The organism is Pseudomonas bharatica CSV86 (assembly GCF_000319305.2).
In the GTDB taxonomy this organism is placed as follows: domain Bacteria; phylum Pseudomonadota; class Gammaproteobacteria; order Pseudomonadales; family Pseudomonadaceae; genus Aquipseudomonas; species Aquipseudomonas bharatica.
In genome coordinates this window covers 50,338-69,338 of record NZ_AMWJ02000004.1, presented here as the reverse complement: position 1 = coordinate 69,338, position 19,001 = coordinate 50,338, and the positions used below count along the sequence as shown (strand labels likewise).

The window sequence follows — 19,001 nt, the reverse complement described above, 5'->3', positions numbered from 1 at the left end:
AGGCGCGGCGCGCATCGTTCCACAACTGCGCGTAGAACTGCAGGTTGGCCCACAGCGGATTCCAGCTCGCCAGCGGCGTGGTCACGCCGAAGATCACCGGTTCTGCATCATCCTCGGACTGAAAGGTGCCAAACAGGCGGTCCCAGAGAATGAACACACCACCGTAGTTGCGATCCAAGTACAAAGGATTCTGTGCATGGTGGACGCGATGGTTGGAGGGCGTGACGAAGATCCACTCGTACCAGCCGAGCCTGGGGATGTGCCGTGTATGTACCCAGAACTGGTACAGCAGGTTCAACGCGCCGACGCTGATGAACACCAGCAGCGGCACACCGAGCACCGCCAGTGGCAGATAGAACACCCACGACAACAGGAAGCCCGTGCTGGTTTGGCGCAGCGCCGTGGAAAGGTTGTACTCCTCGCTCTGGTGATGCACCGAGTGCGCTGCCCACAGGATGTTGCACTCATGCCCGAAGCGGTGCAGCCAGTAATAGCAGAAGTCATAGGCAACGAAGGCGATCACCCATACCCACCAGGCCTCGGACGGCAATTCGAAAAGGGCCAGGTGTTCTACCGCAATGGCGTAGGTCACCAGGCCGACGCCCTTGGTCAGCAAGCCGAAGGTGGTGGACAGTACCCCCGCGCTCAGGCTGTTGACGGTATCGGCCAGACGATAGTTGCGCATGCCGCGCCAGCGATCGGCGAGCAGCTCGACCGCTATCAACACGAAGAAAAACGGCACGGCGAGCAGGATGAAGTCCATGGCGGGTCCATTTTCAGGCGATGGATCAAGATTAGGCCTACGATCCACTTATCCCTATGGCGACAACTGCCAAATTAGACGACATTTAGCGCCTTGAAACGGGAGTAGAAAGCATGACCAAAAAAGTTGCTGTGATTCTGTCGGGCTGCGGCGTCTACGACGGCGCGGAGATCCACGAAAGCGTGATCACCCTGCTGCGTCTCGACCAGCGTGGTGCCCAGGTACAGTGCTTCGCGCCGAACATCGCGCAGAGGCATGTGATCAACCACCTGACTGGCGAAGAAATGCCCGAAACGCGCAATGTGCTGGTCGAGTCGGCGCGCATTGCCCGCGGCGAGATCAAGGACCTGGGCGAGGCGGACGTCAACGACTTCGACGCGCTGATCGTGCCCGGCGGGTTCGGCGCGGCGAAAAACCTGTCCAGCTTCGCGGTCGATGGCCCCGGCTGCAGCGTTCACCCGGATGTACTGGCCCTGGCCGAAGCCTTCGCCGAGGCGGGCAAACCGGTGGGCCTGATCTGCATCTCGCCGGCACTGGCGGCGAAGATCTATGGGCCTGGCGTGGTCTGCACCATCGGCAACGACGCCGATACCAGCGCGGCCATCGTCAAGATGGGCGGCACCCATGAAGAATGCGATGTCCATGACATCGTCGAAGACACCCAGCGCAAGCTGGTCAGCACCCCGGCCTACATGCTGGCGCAGTCGATCAGCGACGCGGCAAGCGGCATCAACAAGCTGGTGGACCGGGTGCTCGAACTGACCCACGAAGGCGAGTAGGCCTCCGGGGCCTCATCGCTGGCAAGCCAGCTCCCACAGGACCTGTGGGAGCTGGCTTGCCAGCGATGAGGCTCTCAAAGAGCACCCCATCAGCCAGGAAACTGCCTCGCCAGCCGGGTCAGGATCCGGTCCAGCGAATTGGCAAACGCCTGCTTCTCCTTCTCCCCGTAGGGCGCCTGCCCGCCGCCAACCTGCCCCTGCTCGCGCAGGTCGGTGAACAGGTTGCGCACCGCCAACCGCTCGCCCATGTTCCGCTCGTCGAACTCGCGGCCGCGCGGGTCCAGCGCTGCCACGCCTTTCTTCACCAGCCGGTCGGCCAGCGGTACGTCGCTGCAGATCACCAGTTCGCCCGGCACGGCATGCTCCACCAGATAGTCATCGGCGGCATCCGGCCCGCTGGGCACGACGATCAGCCTGACAAGGGCGAACGGCGGCTTGGCCTGGGGCCCGCCGGCCACCATCACCACCTCGAACTGGCGCTTTAGCGCGAACTTGACGACCTGGTCCCTGGCCAGCTTCGGGCAGGCATCGGCGTCGATCCAGACACGCATGACAGAGTTATCCACAACTTGAAACGGGCGGGCAGTATGGCTGCTCGCCCGCCCCGCTTCAAATCACGACGCCGCCACGCGCCGCGAAGCCAGCCAGCTGCGCCCGTACAGGACGATCACCGCCAGCAGCGCGACGCACTGGGCAGACAGCGAATACAGATCGGCATGAATCCCCAGCCATTCGAAGTCGAAGAACGCCACTGGATGGGTGCCGAACACCCCGGCTTCCTGCAAGGCCTTGACCCCGTGGCCGGCGAACACGACCGACAGCGCGCAAAGCAGTGCCGCGTTGATGCTGAAGAACAACGCCAGCGGCAGCCGGGCCGAACCACGCAGGATCACCCAGGCCAGACCGACCAGCAGCACCAGCGCCGTCGCACCACCGGCCAGCACCGCCTGATGTCCGCCGGGGCCCGCCTGCAACCACAGGGTTTCGTAGAACAGGATCACTTCGAACAGCTCGCGATACACCGAGAAGAACGCCAATACGGCAAAGCCGAAGCGACCGCCGCCGCCGACCAGGCTGCTCTTGATGTAGTCCTGCCAGGCGGCAGCGTGGCGCCGGTCATGCATCCACACCCCGAGCCAAAGCACCATGACGCTGGCGAACAAGGCCGTACTGCCTTCCAGCAACTCGCGCTGGGCACCGCCGACATCGATCACATAGGCTGCCACCGCCCAGGTGGCAAAGCCGGCAACCAGGGCCAGGCCCCAGCCGATGTTGACGCTGCGCACCGCCGCCTGCTGGCCGGTGTTGCGCAGGAACGCGAGGATCGCCGCCAGCACCAGGATCGCTTCCAGGCCCTCGCGCAGCAGGATCAGCAAACCGGAAACGAAGCTCAGCGACCAGCTCAGGCCATCGCCCCCCAGCAGGCCGGCACATTCCTTCAGACTGGCCTTGGCGACATCCAGCCTGGCCATCACCTGGTCCAGCGGCAGGCCGTCCTGCAGCGACTGGCGGTAAGCCATCAAGGCCTTTTCGGTGGTCTTGCGCAGGTTGCTATCGACGTTGTCCAGCGAGCTTTCCACCAGCTCGAAACCTTCCAGGTAGGCCGCGACGGAAAGGTCGTAGGCCTGCTCATGGTCACCACTGCGGTAAGCCGCAAGGCTCTGGTCGAGGGTGTTGGCGGTGTAGTCGAGCAGTTGCCCCGGGCCGCGCTTGACCTGCGGCGGCTGGGCGCGCTGGGCGCGGAACGCCGCTACCGCGTCGGCACCCTGGGCCGCCTGGACTTCCGCCGGGGTCTGGCGCGCCAGATCGCCGAGGCTGAACGGCTTGTCACTGGCAGCCTTGGCCGGATCGGCGGTAAAGCTGGCGATGTAGGTCGCCAGATCCCAGCGCTGGCGCTCATCAAGCTGGTCGGCAAAGGACGGCATGTCGGTGCCTTCGATGCCCAGGCCGAGGGTGCTGTAGATAGCGTAGAGGCTCAGGTGGTCCAGACGGCCGGGATCACGCAGGTTCGCCGGGGCCGGCTCCAGGCCGACACCTGCCGGGCCGTCACCGGCGCCCGTGTCGCCATGGCAGACCGAGCAATGCTGAGCATACAGCGGCGCACCGCGGGTTGGATCGGGCGTGATCAAGGGAGCCAGGGCGACCTCGTAGGCCAAAGCCAGGTCGGCGCCCAGCTGTCGGGCCTGACGGGCTACTACCGGGCCGTCCTGACGTTCGCTGATCGCCTGGCGCAGGGCAGCTACCCCGTCCTCCAGCGCCTTGCGTTGCGGGCGATCCGGCAGGTCGGCCAGCAGCCCTTGCAGCGTGCCGACGAACTCCAGTTGCTCGCGGTACTCGGACTCGTCGAGCACCGCGCCGGCCTTGACCGTCGGCGGATAGTCGGCACCGATGTAATCCAGCAAATGCAGGGCTTTCGCCGCCCCCTCGACAGGTTCGGCGAGTGCCACGGCACTGCCCAGGGCCAGCACTGGCCAGAGCAGCCAGGCGATCAAGCGGGAGCGGGAAATCATGAGCCAATCTCGGACGTCAGCGATGAGGCGAATATTGTTCACCGCCGCCCTGGCAGGCTCAAGGCGAATCGTAAAAATTCGCAACAATTTCATCAGTTGCCACTTTCTTCCCCGGAAAATTACCGCTCGTCGGGCGGCTCAGGGATAATGGCACGCGTAATGGCACTTACCGGTGGTAACAAACGGCTCCTCCCACCCCAAGGGAAAAGGGGCCTAATGCGTCACGCCACCCCCTATATCCATTCGAAATTTCAAAAATACTTATAAGAATTTCCGGACCTATATAGCCGGGAAAATTCGCCAACTCTCAGGGAAGAAGTAATGAAATCCCGCGTACTCACGCTCGCCACGCTCTTCGTGGCTACCCAGCTGACCGGCTGCGCGATGTTCCGCAGCTACGACAACGAACTCAAGGAAACCAACCAGCATCTGAGCACCGGCAATGTCGATGCCGCTCTCGCCGTGCTGGAGAAAAACAACACGGGCGAGGACAAGGACCTGCTCTATTGGTTCGAGAAGGGCGAACTGCTGCGTTCCAAGGGCGACCTGGCAGGCAGCCAGAACGCCTGGCGCGAAGCCGACGGCATGGTATTCAAATGGGAAGAATCGGTCAGGCTCGACACCGACAAGTACCTGAGCCAGTTCGGTAGCTACCTGATCAACGACAAGGTCCGCCGCTACGAAGGCTACGACTACGAAAAAGTCATGCTGACCACGCAGATGGCCCTCAACCTGCTGGCACAGAACGATTTCGATGGTGCCCGCACGGCGATCAAGAAAACCCATGAGCGCGAGGCAGTGATCGCCGAACTTCGCGACAAGGAATACCTCAAGCGCGAGGAAGAGGCCGAAAAGGAAGGGCTCAAGACCGAGTACAAGGACCTTCAGGGCTATCCGGTGGCGGCCCTGGACGCACCTGAAGTCATCAGCCTCAAGAACAGCTATCAGAGCGCCTTCAGCCACTTCCTGTCCGGCTATGTCTACGAGGCACTTGGCGAAAGGGGCCTGGCTGCGCCGGGCTATCGCAAGGCCGCTGAATTGCTGCCCAACACCCCGCTGCTGGAACAGGCGCTGCTCGACCTCGACAAGACCCCGGGCAAGGACCAGGACAGTGACGTGCTGATAGTCGTCCAGAGCGGCCTTGCCCCGGCACGCGACTCGATCCGTATTCCTCTTCCCTTGATGATCAGCGGCAACCTGGTGATCACTCCGCTGTCGTTTCCGATCATGCGCGAAGATGCGTCCACGGCACGCATCAGCCAGATCAACCTGGACGACAAGGCGCTGAACCTCACTGCGCTCAACAGCACTTCGGCCATGTCCCGTCGTGCCCTGCGCGACGACATGCCCGGCATCATCCTGCGCACCACCGTACGCGCGGTAACCCGTGGCGTGGCGCAGAAGCAGATCAACGAGACCAACCCGATGGCCGGACTGGTCATGGGCATCGCCTCGACCATCACCGAGGGCGCCGACACCCGCACCTGGCGCACCCTGCCCAACGACACCCTGGTCACCCGCGTGCGCCTGCGCCAGGGCGAGCACCAGTTGAGCCTGCCGTCGGGCCTGGGTGGCAGCAAGGTGGTGGTCAAGGTCGAGCATCCGTACCAGGTCGTCGCTCTGCGCGTGGTCGGCAACCAGGTCTATACCGCCGGCCAGGCAGCCCACGTCCTCACTCCTCCCGCGCCGGCCGCCGCCGTCGCCAGCCTCAAGTAAACGAAGGATTCGTCATGCGATTCAAACTGTCCCTCGCCCTCGCCGCCGCCCTCCTGGCCGGCTGCGCCACCCCGCCGCCACCCGCACCCGGCAGCGCTGCCAGCAAGGTCGCGGTGATGGGCAAGCTGAAGAACATCGAGACCGGCCCGATGCGGGTCGCGCGCGAGAACGGCTTCCTTACCGTCAAGGTGGCGCTGAACAACACCAGTGGCAGCAACAGGACGCTGTTCTATCGCTTCGCCTGGCTGGGCAACGATGGCTTCCCGGTCGCCGATGAGGAGAGCTGGAAGACCGTGACCCTTTATGGCTCGCAGTCCACCGTACTGCCCGCCATCGCACCGGTGCCACAGGCCACCGATTTCCGTCTTGAAGTCCAGTCGCAGTAATTCTTTCCAGGAGTTTTCCATGAAGTTCATCCAGATTTCCCTGCTCGCTGCCGTCGTCGCCCTGGCCAGCGGCTGCTCCAGCCCGTCCCCGGTACTGGGCGGCAAGAACATCAGCTATGGCGACAGCAAGGCCGTCGAACTGGTGACCAACGAGTTCGGTTCCACCGACCTGCAGATGATCGCCGAGAGCATGACCCGCTCGCTGGCCCAGTCCGGCGTGCTGCACGGTCGCCCCGTGGTGCAGGTCTACGACGTGAAGAACAAGACCAGCGAGTACATCGATACCCGCGAGATCACCACGTCGATCAAGACCCAGCTGATGAAGTCCGGCACCGCTCGCTTCGCCAGCGACAACAACCAGATGGACAGCCAGGTCGACCAGCTCAAGCTGCAGAACCAGAGCGGCCTGTACAAGAAAAGCACCGTTGCCAAGACCGGCAACATGATCGCCGCCAAGTACCGCCTGGAAGGTTCGATCAGCTCGATCGTCAAGCGCAGCAGCGATTACAAGGACGTGTTCTACAAGTTCAGCCTGCAACTGGTCGATGTCGAAAGCGGCCTGGCCGAATGGATGGACGAAAAAGAAATCCGCAAGACCACGGAGCGCTAAGCAATGCGTGCATGGATGGGAATCCTCGGCCTGGCTTGCGCCTTCGGCGTGCAAGCGGCCCCCAGGGTGGCGGTGACCGACCTCGCGTACCAGGAACGTGTGGAGCAGTACATCCACATCGTCGCCGCGCAGAGCAATTCATCGGCCAGTCCGTACCACGCCAGCAGCGCGTCGAGCTACGCCGAGTTCGAGAGCAGCGACAGCTACATCGAGCAGACCGAACTGCGCAAGTTCAGCGGCGACATCAAGGGCGAGATCCTCAAGTCAGGGATGTTCCAGCTGGTCCAGGGCAAGCCGTACATCACCGGCAGCAAGACCGATGTCTACGACATCATCAAGCGCATCAAGGCCGGCGATTTCAAGGGTGCCGACTACGTGCTGTTCGGTACGCTCTCGGACATCGACTTCCAGCGCGACATCAATGCCCTCGACCACACCAGCAGCTATTCGGCGGTACTGGGCCTGACGCTGGTGGCGGACTTCAGCCTGATCAATACACGCACCTACGAAATCACCTCGGCATTCACTGCCATGGGCGAAGGGCAGGACACCAAGCTGGTGGGCTCGCGGGATATCAAGGTCCGCCTGAACCGGCCAAGAGTGGTGCGGGAAGTATCGAAGGAGCTGGGCGTGGATGTAGCCCGGCAGATGGCGGAGCAGTTGGGTGGGCAGGTGCCGGGAGAAGGCCGCCCGGTGCAGCGCAACAATCTGCCGCCGGATGAGCCGGCGAAGATTCTGCGCTGAATTCCCTGGCCTAATCGCTGGCAAGCCAGCTCCCACAGGTCCTTGTGGGAGCTGGCTTGCCAGCGATAGGGCCGGCACTACCTCAGACCGGCGCCCGGCGAATCGTGGCCAGCAAGGTCGCCGCCCCGAGGAACAACCCGGCAAAGGTGCGGTTCATCCGCCGCTGCTGTTTCGGCGTGCGCAGCAGGCGCAGCACTTTCGACGCCAGCCCGGTGTAACCGGCCATCACCAGCAGATCCACACTGATCATGGTCACCGTGATCATCATGTATTGCGGCAGCAGCGCTTCATGCGGATTGATGAACTGCGGCAGCACCGCCAGCATGAACACCAGCGCCTTCGGGTTGCTGACGTTCACCAGGAACCCGCGGAATACAAGGCTCAGCGGCCTGCCGATCGGGCGCACCGCGGATTCATCGGACAAGTCGGCCGGCAGCGCCCGCCATTGCTTGACCGCGAGATAGACCAGGTAGGCCACCCCGAACCACTTGATCACCTGGAAGGCCGTCGCCGAAGCCGCCAGCACCGCGCCTACCCCGGCAGCGATGATCGCGATCTGCAGGATCAGGCCCAGTTGCAGGCCCAGGGCATTCCAGTACCCGCGCCAGAATCCGTATTGCAGGCCACAGGACATCGAGGCGATGGCCCCGGCACCCGGCGACAGGCTGATTACCCAGCAGGCGGCAAAAAAGGCCAACCACGTTTCCAGCGACATCTCACACCTCGGCCAAAAAATCGGTTCAAGGGCCCAACGCTAATCCGCCTGAAGGAAAATCACCACAAAAGTTTTCAGGGAACCATCACTTGCCGAGGGACTTGTCTTCGCCCACCAGCGGCAGCCCATCGCTACCACGCCAGCGGCGCACGGATTTCTGGAAGAACTGGCTGTTCGGCACCTGTACCAGCGCGCCGCCGGTTTCCGGCATTTCCACCAAGGTGGTGAACAGCAGGTTGATCGCCGTGACCCGGCCCTTGATGCCGGGCTTGTCGGTGGTATCGACCAGTTCCACCACATCACCGATGCGGAATGGTCCGACGGTGAAGATCAGCACCGCGCAGAGCAGATTGGAAAGCACGCTCCAGATCGCGAAGAAGGCTACCGCTGCCACCGCGACGAACCCCGACAGGGCGGTCCACAACACGGTAGCGGACACACCCAGGCGCTCCAGCACGAACAGCACCGCGCTGCCCATGATCAGCCAGCGCAGGCCGCCACGCAGCGGCATCATCAGTTGCGGCGGCAGCGGGTAGCGTTCGCCCAAGGTCTTGAGGCTGCGCGCCACCAGGCGTTGCAGAACGAAGGCCACCACCAGGATCAGCAGGATCTGCAGGCCCATCCAGAACGGCCCGAGCCATTCCACCGGGATCATCTGCCGCAACGACTCCATCAGGACAATGCCTCCAGCTCCGCCTGCATGGTCTCCAGCACTTCCAGCGCTTCCATCCAGGCTTCTTCCAGTTCCGCTTCGCGGGCTTTCAGTTGCGCCTGACGTGCCAGCAGGTCGCGCAGTTCATCCTTGCGCGCCGCCTCGTAGACGCCACTGTCACCGAGGCTCGCCTCGACCTTCGCGAGGTCTGCGTGCAGCTTGCTCAACTCGGCTTCCAGCTTGTCGGCCTGGCGCTTGTGCGGTGCCAGTTGCTGGCGCAGGGCGGCGGCGGCCTGGCGCTGGGCCTTCTTGTCGGTCTTGTCCGGGTTGACCGGGCTGTTGCTGACCGGCGCATTGCGCTGGCGATAGTCGACCAGCCAGCGGGCGTAGTCGTCGAGGTCGCCCTCGAACTCGCTGACCTTGCCATCGGCGACCAGGAGGAACTCGTCGGTGGTGCTCTTGAGCAGATGTCGATCGTGGGAAACCACCACCACGGCGCCGCTGAATTCCTGCAGGGCCATGGTCAGCGCCAGGCGCATTTCCAGGTCCAGGTGGTTGGTCGGTTCGTCGAGCAGCAACAGGTTCGGCCGCTCCCAGGCGATCAACGCCAGGGCCAGGCGGGCCTTTTCACCACCGGAGAAATTGACCACCGGTTCGTCGCAGCGATCGCCACGGAAGTCGAAACCACCGAGGAAATCGCGCAGGGTCTGCTCGCGCTCGCTGGGCGCCAGGCGTTGCAGATGAAGGAGAGGGCTGGCCTTGCTGTCCAGCGAGTCGAGCTGGTGCTGGGCGAAGTAGCCGACCGCGGTGTTCTCGCCGCGAACCAGGCGCCCGGCCAGCGGCTGCAGCTCGCCGGAGAGGTTCTTGATCAGGGTCGATTTACCCGCGCCGTTGGGGCCGAGCAGGCCGATCCGGGCACCGGGTACCAGTTGCAGCTTGACCTTTTCCAGCACGGTCTTCTCGCCGTAACCCAGGCGGGCTTCGGACAGGTCGAGCAACGGGCTGGAGATCTTCTGCGATTCACGGAAAACGAAGTCGAACGGCGAATCGACATGGGCGGCGGTCAGCTCCTCCATGCGTTCCAGCGCCTTGATCCGGCTCTGCGCCTGGCGGGCCTTGGTGGCCTGGGCCTTGAAGCGGGCGATGTACTTTTCCATGTGCGCACGCTGGGCCTGCTGCTTCTCGTAGGCCTGTTGCTGCTGCGCCAGGCGCTCGGCCCGGGCTCGCTCGAACGCCGTGTAACCGCCGCGATAGAGCGTCAGCTTGCACTGTTCGACATGGGCGACGTGATCGACCACGGCATCGAGGAAGTCCCGGTCGTGGGAAATCAGCAACAGCGTGCCGGGGTAACCCTTGAGCCAATCTTCAAGCCAGAGGATCGCATCGAGATCCAGGTGGTTGGTCGGTTCGTCGAGCAGCAGCAGGTCGGAGGGGCACATCAGTGCCTGGGCCAGGTTCAGGCGCATCCGCCAGCCACCGGAGAAGTCACCGACACGGCGATCCATCTGTTCGTTGCTGAAGCCCAGGCCGGCCAGCAACTTGCGCGCACGGGCGTCGGCGGTATAGCCGTCGGCGCTGTCGAGTTCGACGTGCAGGCGCGCCAGCGCGGCGTTATCGTGTGCGGCTTCGGCAGCGGCCAGCTCGTCCTGGACCTTGCGCAGGCGAATATCGCCGTCGAGCACATAGTCCACGGCCAGGCGATCGAGGGTGTCGACCTCCTGGCGCATATGGGCGATGCGCCAGTCGCCGGGCAGCTGGCAGTCACCCGAGTCCGGGGTGAGCTCGCCGCGAAGCAAGGCGAACAGGCTGGATTTGCCGGCGCCATTGGCACCGATCAGGCCGGCTTTCTGGCCGGCGTGCAGGGTCAACTCGGCGCCTTCTAGCAGGCGTTGCGGACCACGCTGTAAAGTGAGGTTCGAAAGTCTGATCATAATGGCGGCGGAGTCTACCAGCTTCGCTGGCAACTGGCGCGAGCAGGAATATGCACACCGACCTGTGGGATTTCGCCGTCGGGCTTTATGCCCGTCCTGGCGTGGAAACAGCCTGCCTGGAATTGCAGGCATTGGGCGCCGATGTCTGCCTGCTGCTCTGCGGCGCCTGGCTGGAACAGCGCTGTGTGGCGCTCAGCGACGAGCGTGTCGAAGGGCTTCGGCAACTGGCCAGGCCTTGGCAAACCGATGTGGTCCGACCGTTACGCGCACTGCGCCAGCAATGGCGCGCCGACGCGCTGAAGGATGCGCAACTGGCGGCCCTGCGTGAACGATTGAAGGCACTTGAACTGGATGCGGAACGCCTGCAACTGCAACGCCTGCAAGACATGTGCAGTGGCTGGCCGAACGGAGCCGAAGCCCCGTCGGAAAGCTGGCTGGCCCGGCTGGCGCCGGCAGCCTCCCGCGATCGCGACGCGCTGCGTGTGCTGCGCGTCGCGGCGGGAACCACTCAGGAAGCCGAAGACGGCGTCTGAGTGCTTGGGGTGGCAGCAGCAGGCGTTGCCGCCGGCGCTGGCGAAGCAGCAGGCGTTGGTGCCGGAGTGGCAGCCGGAGTAGCGGGCTTGGCCGCAGCGGGTTTGGCGGCGGCAGGTTTTGCCGCTGGCTTGGCTGCTGCAGGTTTGGCAGGTGCCTTGGTCGCGGCCGGCTTGGCGGCGGGCTTGGCGGCTGGTTTTGCGGCAGCCGGCTTGGCAGCGGCAGGCTTGGCGGCTGGTTTCGCAGCAGCAGGCTTGGCCGCCGGTTTGGCAGCAACTGGCTTGGCAGCGGGTTTCGCAGCAGCAGGCTTGGCAGCGGCTTTGGCTGGAGCTTTAGCCGCAGTGCTGGCCGGTTTGGCCGCTGCTGGCTTGGCAGCAGCAGGCTTCGCGGCTGGCTTGGCGGGTGCCTTGGCAGCAGCGGTTTTCGCAGCGGGTTTGGCGGTAGCGGCTTTGGCAGCAGGCTTGGCAGCTACTGGTTTCGCGGCTGGCTTGGCTGGAGCCTTGGCAGCGGCGGTTTTTGCGGCAGGCTTGGCAGCAGCTGGTTTCGCGGCTGGCTTGGCCGGAGCCTTGGCAGCAACAGCCTTCGCGGCTGGCTTGGCCGGAGCCTTGGCAGCAGCAGCCTTGGCGGCAGGTTTGGCCGGCGCCTTGGCGGCAGCAGGCTTGGCGGCCGGTTTCGCGGCGGCCTTGGCAGCAGCAGCAGGTTTAGCCGGAACGCGAGAGGACAGGGCCTTGGCCGCAGCCTCACGAACCTTGCCGACGCCCTGGGCAATTTTCAGGCTTTCCTGGGCATCTTTTTTCAGTTGCACAATATAAGTACGGGTCTGGGTCTGGCGATCTTTCAAAGAATCGAGCAGTGCTTCCAGTTCGCCAACCGCGGTTTTTGCCTTGTCCTGCGCCTTGGCTTTACCAGAGGCGGCAACGTCCTGAAGTTTCAGGCGCGACTTGTGCAGTTTCTCCTGAGCCTTGCCACGTTGTTTTTCCAACTTGGCGAGCAGTTTTTCCGCATCGGCCAGCGCTTGCGAGCAGGCATCTTCCAAATGCTCGAGCAGGCTGCCCGAGAGTTGTTGCAGCAGGTGCAACGGCGTGTTGACTGGCTTCTTGTTGGCCGACATGGCTTTCCTCCTGGCTGACGAAATTGCGGCTCATACTAGACCTGTGCTGCTATCGCCGCTAGGGCATGTTGACAGTAAAGAAGTCGCCGCGTTGCATGCCTGGGCAAAGTTGTCGAAGCTGCCGCTGGGGGCAAGTGTAGTTGCTGCGTTACAGAATGCAGACAATTAACTAACTTGCCTCGGCGAACAGGCATAATCAAACCCGCTGCAACTCTTCTTTTTTCATCTTCGGAGCCAGCCCGTGCCGCGCTATTTGCTGCTGTCGTTATTCTTCCTGCTGCCCCCGGCCCATGCGGAACAATCCGCCGCTGCATCGGATCATGATCTGGCCTACAGCCTCGGCGCCAGCCTTGGCGAACGCTTGCGTGCGGAAGTCCCGGGCTGCAGCTCCAGGCCCTGATCGAAGGGTTGCAGCAGGCTTACCAGAACAAACCACTTGCCCTGCCCCAGGCACGTATCGATGCCATCCTCGCCCAACATGACCAGCAAGCCAACGATGCGGCCGCACAGTCCCATGTCGAACAGGCACTGGCTGCGGAGCGACGCTTTATCGCCAACGAACGCGGCCGTGCCGGCGTGCGCGAATTGAGCGATGGCGTACTGATGAGCCTGTTGCAGCAAGGCACGGGCGCCAAGCCGAAAGCGGGCGGCAAGGTAAAGGTGCGTTATGTAGGGAAATTGCCGGACGGCACGGTCTTCGACCAGAACGACCAGCCCCAGTGGTTCAACCTGGACAGCGTGATCGCGGGTTGGCAGGCGGCGCTGCCGGAGATGGCGGCGGGCTCGAAATACCGCCTGGTGATCCCGTCCGGGCAGGCTTATGGCGCCGATGGTGCAGGCGACCTGATCGCCCCCTACACGCCACTGGTATTCGAGATCGAATTGCTCGACGTTGCCGACTGAGCGTCGGCAACGTTACAGGGCCCGGCGTCAGGCAAGCGCTGCTGCGTTTTCCTTGTGCGCCGTGTGCAACGCGTCGATGAGGCCATCTTCAAGTTCGAAGCGCTCACGCAACTTGCTGCCCAGTTTCTTCAACTCTTCGGCGAAATGCTCGGGATCGGTACATTCGCCTTTGCTGCAATGATCATTGAACTGCAGCGCCTGTTCAGTGCTGAGACGGATGAACTCATCGATCCCTTGCGCCTTGAGCACGCCGCTATCGTCACCGAAAGCCTTGGCTTCGCTGATCAACTGTTCCCAGATTTCAAAGTGCCAGGCCGAGACATAATCCACGAGGATCTCGCAGAACCGGCCATTGAGTGACTTGTCGGCAAATGCCGGTTTGGCATCGCGCAATTCGCGGAACGCAGTGACCAGCTCCTTTCGCTCCTGCAGCCAGCGGTCAATGAGCTTGTGAACCCCACCCCAGCGTTCCTGAGCATTCTGACAACTATCTAACATGGCGGTCTCATCCCTTAAGGGTCGTGCCCCCTGCGCCCCGATATCGCAAGTCGCGATGAAAAAGGAACAACGGCAGAACGGCATTGAGCAGCAGTGTTTTCGGTATGCGTGCAGGGAGATTATTCCCGCACGCCCTTGGCTTCAAGGTACGCAGTCGACTAGTTTCATACAAGTGTTTGATCCTGCGACCCATCGCCGCCGGCCGTTTGAAATGACGACCAACCCTTTCATGACCCCGAGGAATCGGCCAGGTTCAGCCGGCGTTGCGGCAGCAAGCGAATCAGCACCGCCACGGCCAGCCCGACGAACGCCAGCAGGCTCCATTCCGGCACGCTCAGGCTGAAGAAACTCCAGGTGATCGGCACGCATTCGGCCGACCCCAGCACCAGGGCATGCAGCCATTGGCTGGCTGTTCCCTGTTCGAGAAGGTAGGCCAGGTTCTGCTCGCACGGAATCTCGGGTGATGGAAACAGCCCTTGCAGCCTTACATGCCGCGCCGCCAGTGCGCTACCGGCCAGCGACTGTCCCAGGCAGGCCCATAGCCAGATGCGTGCGCCAATGCGCCCGGGCGCGCGCAGCATCGCCATCAGGCAGGTAAGCGAGAACGTCGCCAGCAGGAAACGTTGCCCCAGGCACAGCGGACATGCCGCCAGCCCCAGGCCGAGCTCGAGGTAGAACGAGCCACACAGAACCAGAAAGGACGCCAGGAATGCCGGGAAAAAGAAGGAGCGCAGACAAGCCAGAGGCATGACAGGACCAGGGCAGAAAAGACATTTGGCAACGGTAGAGGAAAGCGCCTCGTTGTTTCAAGAAGCGACTAAAGGGACAAGTCTCTGATTTTTAATGGAAAATTCGCCTAAATCAGTAGGAAAAATCCACAATCCTGCTAAGAAGCCTCTACTAGAGCCTTTTTCACGGGCTGACCCTGGCGATCAGCCCGTGATCGCTGTCAAGCCCGCACTTGGTCAGGCAGTGGCAGGGCGAGCAGGCGTTCGTCGAGCAGACCAAGTCCTTCCTGGAACAGCTGGTTGCTGCGCTCGTTCTCACCCAGGCCGGCCAGCAGGCGAGCCAGTTCGGCGCAGGCTTCCGGGTTGCGCTGCAGGCGCAGGCTGTCTTCGAGATAATCCCGCGCCTTGCCCCACAAGCGATTCTGCAGGCTAAGCCGCCCCAGGGTCAGCAGCAGGCCGGGATCCTGCGGATGGGCCTTGAGCCAGCCTTCGGCGGTCTGCAATTGCTTCGCCGGGTCGCTGCCGCGCACCAGCCCGTACAGACGCGCCAGGTGAGTCTCATAATCGCGCTTGAGGGCAGTGCGAAGGATTTCCTCCGCCTCGTTTTCCGCGCCAAGTTGACGAAGCTGCTCGGCATAGGCCAGGACCAACTGCGGCTCTTGCCGCTGGGCGTTGGTCAGTTGCTGCCAGGCGCGCTCCAGCGACTGTCGCGCGGCCTGGCCGTCGTCCTCGCGCTGGGCCGCCAGGGAAAGGTTCTGCCCCAGGCCCGGCGCTCCAGTTCCGCCAGTTCCTTGGCCGAAAGCACCTTGTCCTTGCGCAGTTCCGGCATCAGGCGGATCAGTGCCGACCAGTCGCCACGCTGCTGATACAGACGCTGCAACTGCCTCAGGACCTGCACATTGTGCGGGTGACGCTCGTGCATGGCCTGCAGGGTTTCAAGAGCGGCATCGGTGTCGCCGCGATCGACCTGCAACTGCGCATGAGTCAGGGCGATCGCCAGTTCCGCCTGTGGCTGACGCTCCAGCGCCCGTTCCAGCAGGCTGTCGCTGTCTTCGGTGCGCCCCAGCTCGTTGGCCGCACGGGCCGCGCCGAGGTAGTACAGCAGCGGTTGGCGCTCGGCCTCGGCAGCACGATGCAGATGCCGCTGGGCGCTGGCCCAGCGCCCCTCGGCCAGGTCCAGCTGGCCCTGCTCGATGGCGAGCCGGGTACGCCGGCTGCGGTTGCGCCGCGACCATGGATTGACCACACCGGTAGAGGTCAGCACCAGACCGATAAGCAGCTTGAGCAACCACAGGACCAGAACCACGGCTGCCAGCAGCGCCAGGGTCGCCCACAGGCTCGATTCATAGCGGAAACCCTCATAGGCGATCAGCACGTAGCCCGTGTGCCTGGCTACGGCGATACCCAGCAGGGTCGCGACGACAATCGCCACGATCACCAGGATGTAGGCGCGTTTCATGGCGTCGCCTCCCCGGCTTTCTCACCCGGCTGGCGCAGGATCGCTTCCTCGGCGGGCAGATGCCGGCGCTCGAGATAGGCCTGGACGGCGGCCAGGCTTTCAGCCAGGTCCGGCGTGACCACGGTCACCGGTTCCTTCACCAGCGCGTTGAGCTGGTCCAGCATCAGCCGGCTCTGTTCGTTGTCCTTGTTGAAGCTGCCCAGCAGCACGCTGCGCGCTTCATCCAGGGCCTGGCCGTAGACCTTGGCCTCGCCGTTCAACGCTGCCCACTGCGCCTGTTCCAGGGCCAGGCTCAGGGCCAGGCGCACCTGGGCAAGGGCCTGCCCGGCGAGCAACGGACGAATGTTGTCATCGGCGTTGAAATCGATACGGAAGTAACGCGAGATCTGCGCCCACCACTGCGCCCACCGACTGTCACTGTCGGCGCCGGCCCCCAGGCCGAACAGGGGTTCGCCATCGTTCTTGAATTCCGGCGCCAGCGCATTGAGTTGCACGACCTGTTCACGCAGCGCAGCAAGCTTGAGGAACAGCCCGGTGCGGTCCGGCTGTTGCACGCTGTTCAAGGCGGCAAGACTGCGGGCCAGTTGCTCGCGGGCCGCGAAGGAACCTGGGTCGCTCTGCTCGCGCAGGATCTGGTCGGCGCCTTCCACCAGCGCCCGGGCGCTGGCGATGTCCTGCAAGGCGGACAGGCGCAGGCTGGCCAGCCGCAGCAAGTGTTCCGCCTCGGCCAGGCGCCAGTCCTTGCGGCTGGCGCCCAGTACCGTTTCCAGGCGCTGGCTCAGGCGTTGCTGGTCGCCCTGCAGTTGCGCGACCAGGCGGCGGCGGTCCTCCAGCTCGCTCGCCGGAGGCAAGCTGTCGAGCTGCGCCGATAGCTGCTGCTCGCGGGCTTGCAAGGCCTCGCTTTGCTGATTGAGCTGGCGAACCTGCTCGACCTGGTCCTGGTTCACCTGCTGCAGGTGCCGCACCTGCCACAGCCCCCAGCCACCGGCTGCCACACCTGCGGCGCCGAGCAGCAGGGCGAGGACCGCCAGACCGTTTCCGGAACGCCCGGAAGACGCAGGCGCAGGATTCGTCGAAGCCTCGGACGTCGTTTGCTGTTCTTCGTTGGGCAAGGCTGTTTCGCTCACGTATCCATCCTTTGTTTTCAGGCGCGTCGCCTCAGCTTAGCGCCTCAGGAAGCGGGTGCAGGGGTTTCCTGCAGCGCCGCCAGCAAAGCCGCGGCACCGGCGCCACGGCAATCCACCACATTCTGCGCACCGGCCTGTCGGGCGATCTGCGCGACCCGCGGGCTCGGCACGAACAAGGGCAGCCGCGCCAGTCGCGGCCAATCCTGCGCAGCAAGCGCGCGCAGGTGTTCGAAGCCCTGTCCACTGCTGACCACCACCCCGTTCAGGCGTTCCGCTACGATCCGCTGCACCAGGGCATTGGCAGGGTAGTCGGGGAGCCCGCGACGGTACAGCGGCAGATAGTCGACATGCGCACCCTGCGCAGTCAACTGGCTGGCCAGCAGTTCGCGGCCGTCCTCTCCACGCATGATCAGCACCTGCGGCGTTGCGCAGGCCAGGGCCGCCTGCAGGCGAGGCAGGCGAAGCAGCGCTTCGCTGTCGTCGGCGCCTTGCGGGTAATGCACCTCCAGCCCCTGCTCCTCAAGCACCGCGGCGGTCGCCGCGCCGACGGTGAACCAGGCCAGCGGCGGCAACGAGGACCAGTGTTCGGCACACAGCGCCAACCCCAGGCGGGCTGCCGGCTTGCTCACCACGATAACCGCACGGTAGTGATCAAGGTTGCGCACCAACGCCCGCTGCTTCTCCGAAACCGCCAGCGGCTGGATGTCGAGCAAAGGCATGCAACTGCCGTACACACCGGCGGCATCCAGGGTGGCGGCCAGGGCCGCGCACTCTTCGCCCGGCCGGGTCAGCAGCAGCCGCCAGGCGGTCACGGGTGACCGGCCTCGCCATAGACGGCTTTGAGAATGTCGCCGGCGCCCTGGGCCAGCAGCGCTTCGGCGACCTGTATGCCAAGGGTTTCGGCATCGCCACGGGGGGCCCGGCCTTGCGCGTTCAGCAGCGCACCGCCAGCCGGCTCGCCCACCAGGCCGCGCAGCCACAGTTGGTCACCTTCTAGCACGGCGTAGCAGGCGATCGGCACCTGGCAGCCGCCGTTGAGATGTTTGTTGAGTGCCCGCTCGGCCGTCACGCGGTCGGCAGTGTCGGCGTGATGGAGTGGCGCCAGGAGTGTATGGATTTCGCTGTCGGCGCTGCGGCATTCAATACCGACCGCCCCCTGGCCGCCTGCCGGCAGGCTGTCATCGACGCTGATGGTGTCGGTGATGCGGTCTTCGAAACCAAGGCGGATCAGCCCGGCAGCCGCAAGAATGATGGCGTCGTATTCACCGGCGTCCAGCTTGGCCAGGCGGGTGTTGACGTTGCCGCGCAGGAAACGGATCTGCAGGTCAGGGCGGCGGGCCAGCAACTGGGCCTGGCGGCGCAGGCTGGAAGTGCCGACGATGCTGCCGGCCGGCAGCGCATCGAGGCTGGAGAAGGTATTGGAAACAAAGGCGTCGCGCGGGTCTTCACGTTCGCAGATGCAGAACAGGCCAAGGCCCTCGGGGAAGTCCATCGGCACGTCCTTCATCGAGTGCACGGCGATATCCGCCTGCTGTTCGAGCAGCGCGGTTTCCAGCTCCTTGACGAACAGGCCCTTGCCGCCGATCTTCGACAACGGCGAGTCGAGCAGCTTGTCGCCGCGACTGACCATCGGCACCAGGGTCACGATCAGGCCCGGATGCGCCTGTTCCAGGCGGGCTTTGACATATTCGGCCTGCCACAGGGCAAGGGCGCTTTTGCGGGTGGCAATGCGGATTTCGCGAGTGGACATGGAACGATCCGTACGAGATAGATTCGCCGGATGATAACAGCTAGATCAAAGTCCCTTGCAGATCCATGTCAGCAAAGAAGTGACCGTC

Annotated in this window: 17 protein-coding genes and 3 pseudogenes; 7 read left to right on the top strand and 13 right to left on the bottom strand. The window is 63.8% G+C overall.

Annotation, left to right across the window (positions count from 1 at the left end; genetic code table 11):
- Positions 1 to 136: 136 nt before the first annotated feature.
- A pseudogene (locus CSV86_RS32225) lies at positions 137 to 685 on the bottom strand (sterol desaturase family protein); the annotation flags it as partial.
- 191 nt (positions 686 to 876) lie between these two features.
- On the opposite strand from CSV86_RS32225, the gene elbB reads away from it, so the two are divergent.
- Entirely contained in the window at positions 877 to 1,542 is a 666-nt protein-coding gene (elbB, locus tag CSV86_RS26875) for an isoprenoid biosynthesis glyoxalase ElbB (RefSeq protein WP_009395662.1), read from the top strand.
- A gap of 89 nt (positions 1,543 to 1,631) precedes the next feature.
- Here elbB and CSV86_RS26870 read toward each other — a convergent pair whose 3' ends face one another.
- On the bottom strand, positions 1,632 to 2,093 hold the full coding sequence (locus tag CSV86_RS26870; RefSeq protein WP_009395664.1) for a YaiI/YqxD family protein: 462 nt from the start codon (positions 2,091 to 2,093) through the stop codon (positions 1,632 to 1,634).
- Positions 2,094 to 2,156: 63 nt separating this feature from the next.
- Complete coding sequence (locus CSV86_RS26865; protein ID WP_009395666.1) at positions 2,157 to 4,052, bottom strand: cytochrome c/FTR1 family iron permease; 1,896 nt, start codon at positions 4,050 to 4,052, stop codon at positions 2,157 to 2,159.
- A 321-nt stretch (positions 4,053 to 4,373) separates the two neighbouring features.
- Between CSV86_RS26865 and CSV86_RS26860 the strand changes: the two genes are divergently transcribed.
- The 4 genes from CSV86_RS26860 to CSV86_RS26845 are packed head-to-tail and all read left to right on the top strand — an operon-like array spanning position 4,374 to position 7,508.
- Complete coding sequence (locus tag CSV86_RS26860) at positions 4,374 to 5,768, top strand: COG3014 family protein (protein ID WP_009395668.1); 1,395 nt, start codon at positions 4,374 to 4,376, stop codon at positions 5,766 to 5,768.
- Between the two features lie 14 nt (positions 5,769 to 5,782).
- Entirely contained in the window at positions 5,783 to 6,154 is a 372-nt protein-coding gene (locus CSV86_RS26855) for a YcfL family putative periplasmic lipoprotein (RefSeq protein ID WP_009395670.1), read from the top strand.
- 19 nt (positions 6,155 to 6,173) lie between these two features.
- Positions 6,174 to 6,764, top strand: coding sequence for a penicillin-binding protein activator LpoB (gene lpoB, locus CSV86_RS26850; protein WP_009395671.1), 591 nt, complete (start codon positions 6,174 to 6,176; stop codon positions 6,762 to 6,764).
- Between the two features lie 3 nt (positions 6,765 to 6,767).
- Positions 6,768 to 7,508 (top strand): hypothetical protein, encoded by a 741-nt coding sequence (locus CSV86_RS26845; protein WP_009395673.1) that lies wholly within the window; start codon positions 6,768 to 6,770, stop codon positions 7,506 to 7,508.
- Between the two features lie 82 nt (positions 7,509 to 7,590).
- On the opposite strand, the gene CSV86_RS26840 is transcribed toward CSV86_RS26845, so the two are convergent.
- From CSV86_RS26840 to CSV86_RS26830, 3 genes are all read right to left on the bottom strand, one after another.
- The gene (locus tag CSV86_RS26840) at positions 7,591 to 8,223 is read right to left on the bottom strand and encodes a LysE family transporter (RefSeq protein WP_009395674.1); all 633 of its coding nucleotides are present in this window, start codon (positions 8,221 to 8,223) and stop codon (positions 7,591 to 7,593) included.
- A gap of 85 nt (positions 8,224 to 8,308) precedes the next feature.
- Complete coding sequence (locus CSV86_RS26835; RefSeq protein ID WP_009395675.1) at positions 8,309 to 8,896, bottom strand: mechanosensitive ion channel family protein; 588 nt, start codon at positions 8,894 to 8,896, stop codon at positions 8,309 to 8,311.
- Complete coding sequence (locus tag CSV86_RS26830) at positions 8,896 to 10,806, bottom strand: ATP-binding cassette domain-containing protein (protein WP_009395676.1); 1,911 nt, start codon at positions 10,804 to 10,806, stop codon at positions 8,896 to 8,898. The genes CSV86_RS26835 and CSV86_RS26830 overlap by 1 nt, the downstream gene beginning before the upstream one ends.
- 50 nt (positions 10,807 to 10,856) lie before the next feature.
- On the opposite strand from CSV86_RS26830, the gene CSV86_RS26825 reads away from it, so the two are divergent.
- Complete coding sequence (locus CSV86_RS26825; RefSeq protein WP_009395677.1) at positions 10,857 to 11,339, top strand: TIGR02444 family protein; 483 nt, start codon at positions 10,857 to 10,859, stop codon at positions 11,337 to 11,339.
- On the opposite strand, the gene CSV86_RS26820 is transcribed toward CSV86_RS26825, so the two are convergent.
- Positions 11,315 to 12,448 (bottom strand): AlgP family protein, encoded by a 1,134-nt coding sequence (locus tag CSV86_RS26820; protein ID WP_009395678.1) that lies wholly within the window; start codon positions 12,446 to 12,448, stop codon positions 11,315 to 11,317. The genes CSV86_RS26825 and CSV86_RS26820 overlap by 25 nt on opposite strands.
- Before the next feature lie 241 nt (positions 12,449 to 12,689).
- On the opposite strand from CSV86_RS26820, the pseudogene CSV86_RS26815 reads away from it, so the two are divergent.
- Positions 12,690 to 13,351: pseudogene (locus CSV86_RS26815) on the top strand (FKBP-type peptidyl-prolyl cis-trans isomerase).
- A 27-nt stretch (positions 13,352 to 13,378) separates the two neighbouring features.
- Here CSV86_RS26815 and CSV86_RS26810 read toward each other — a convergent pair.
- From CSV86_RS26810 to hemC, 6 genes and pseudogenes are all read right to left on the bottom strand, one after another.
- Positions 13,379 to 13,849, bottom strand: a complete 471-nt coding sequence (locus CSV86_RS26810; RefSeq protein WP_037058943.1) for an Rsd/AlgQ family anti-sigma factor — start codon at positions 13,847 to 13,849, stop codon at positions 13,379 to 13,381.
- Positions 13,850 to 14,076: 227 nt separating this feature from the next.
- Entirely contained in the window at positions 14,077 to 14,598 is a 522-nt protein-coding gene (locus CSV86_RS26805; protein WP_009395682.1) for a disulfide bond formation protein B, read from the bottom strand.
- 200 nt (positions 14,599 to 14,798) lie between these two features.
- A pseudogene (locus CSV86_RS26800) lies at positions 14,799 to 16,036 on the bottom strand (heme biosynthesis HemY N-terminal domain-containing protein).
- Positions 16,033 to 17,163, bottom strand: coding sequence for a uroporphyrinogen-III C-methyltransferase (locus CSV86_RS26795; protein WP_009395687.1), 1,131 nt, complete (start codon positions 17,161 to 17,163; stop codon positions 16,033 to 16,035). Before CSV86_RS26795 ends, CSV86_RS26800 begins: the two are co-directional and overlap by 4 nt.
- Before the next feature lie 44 nt (positions 17,164 to 17,207).
- Complete coding sequence (locus CSV86_RS26790; RefSeq protein WP_009395689.1) at positions 17,208 to 17,975, bottom strand: uroporphyrinogen-III synthase; 768 nt, start codon at positions 17,973 to 17,975, stop codon at positions 17,208 to 17,210.
- Positions 17,972 to 18,913, bottom strand: a complete 942-nt coding sequence (hemC, locus tag CSV86_RS26785; protein ID WP_009395691.1) for a hydroxymethylbilane synthase — start codon at positions 18,911 to 18,913, stop codon at positions 17,972 to 17,974. Before hemC ends, CSV86_RS26790 begins: the two co-directional genes overlap by 4 nt.
- Positions 18,914 to 19,001: the final 88 nt, after the last annotated feature.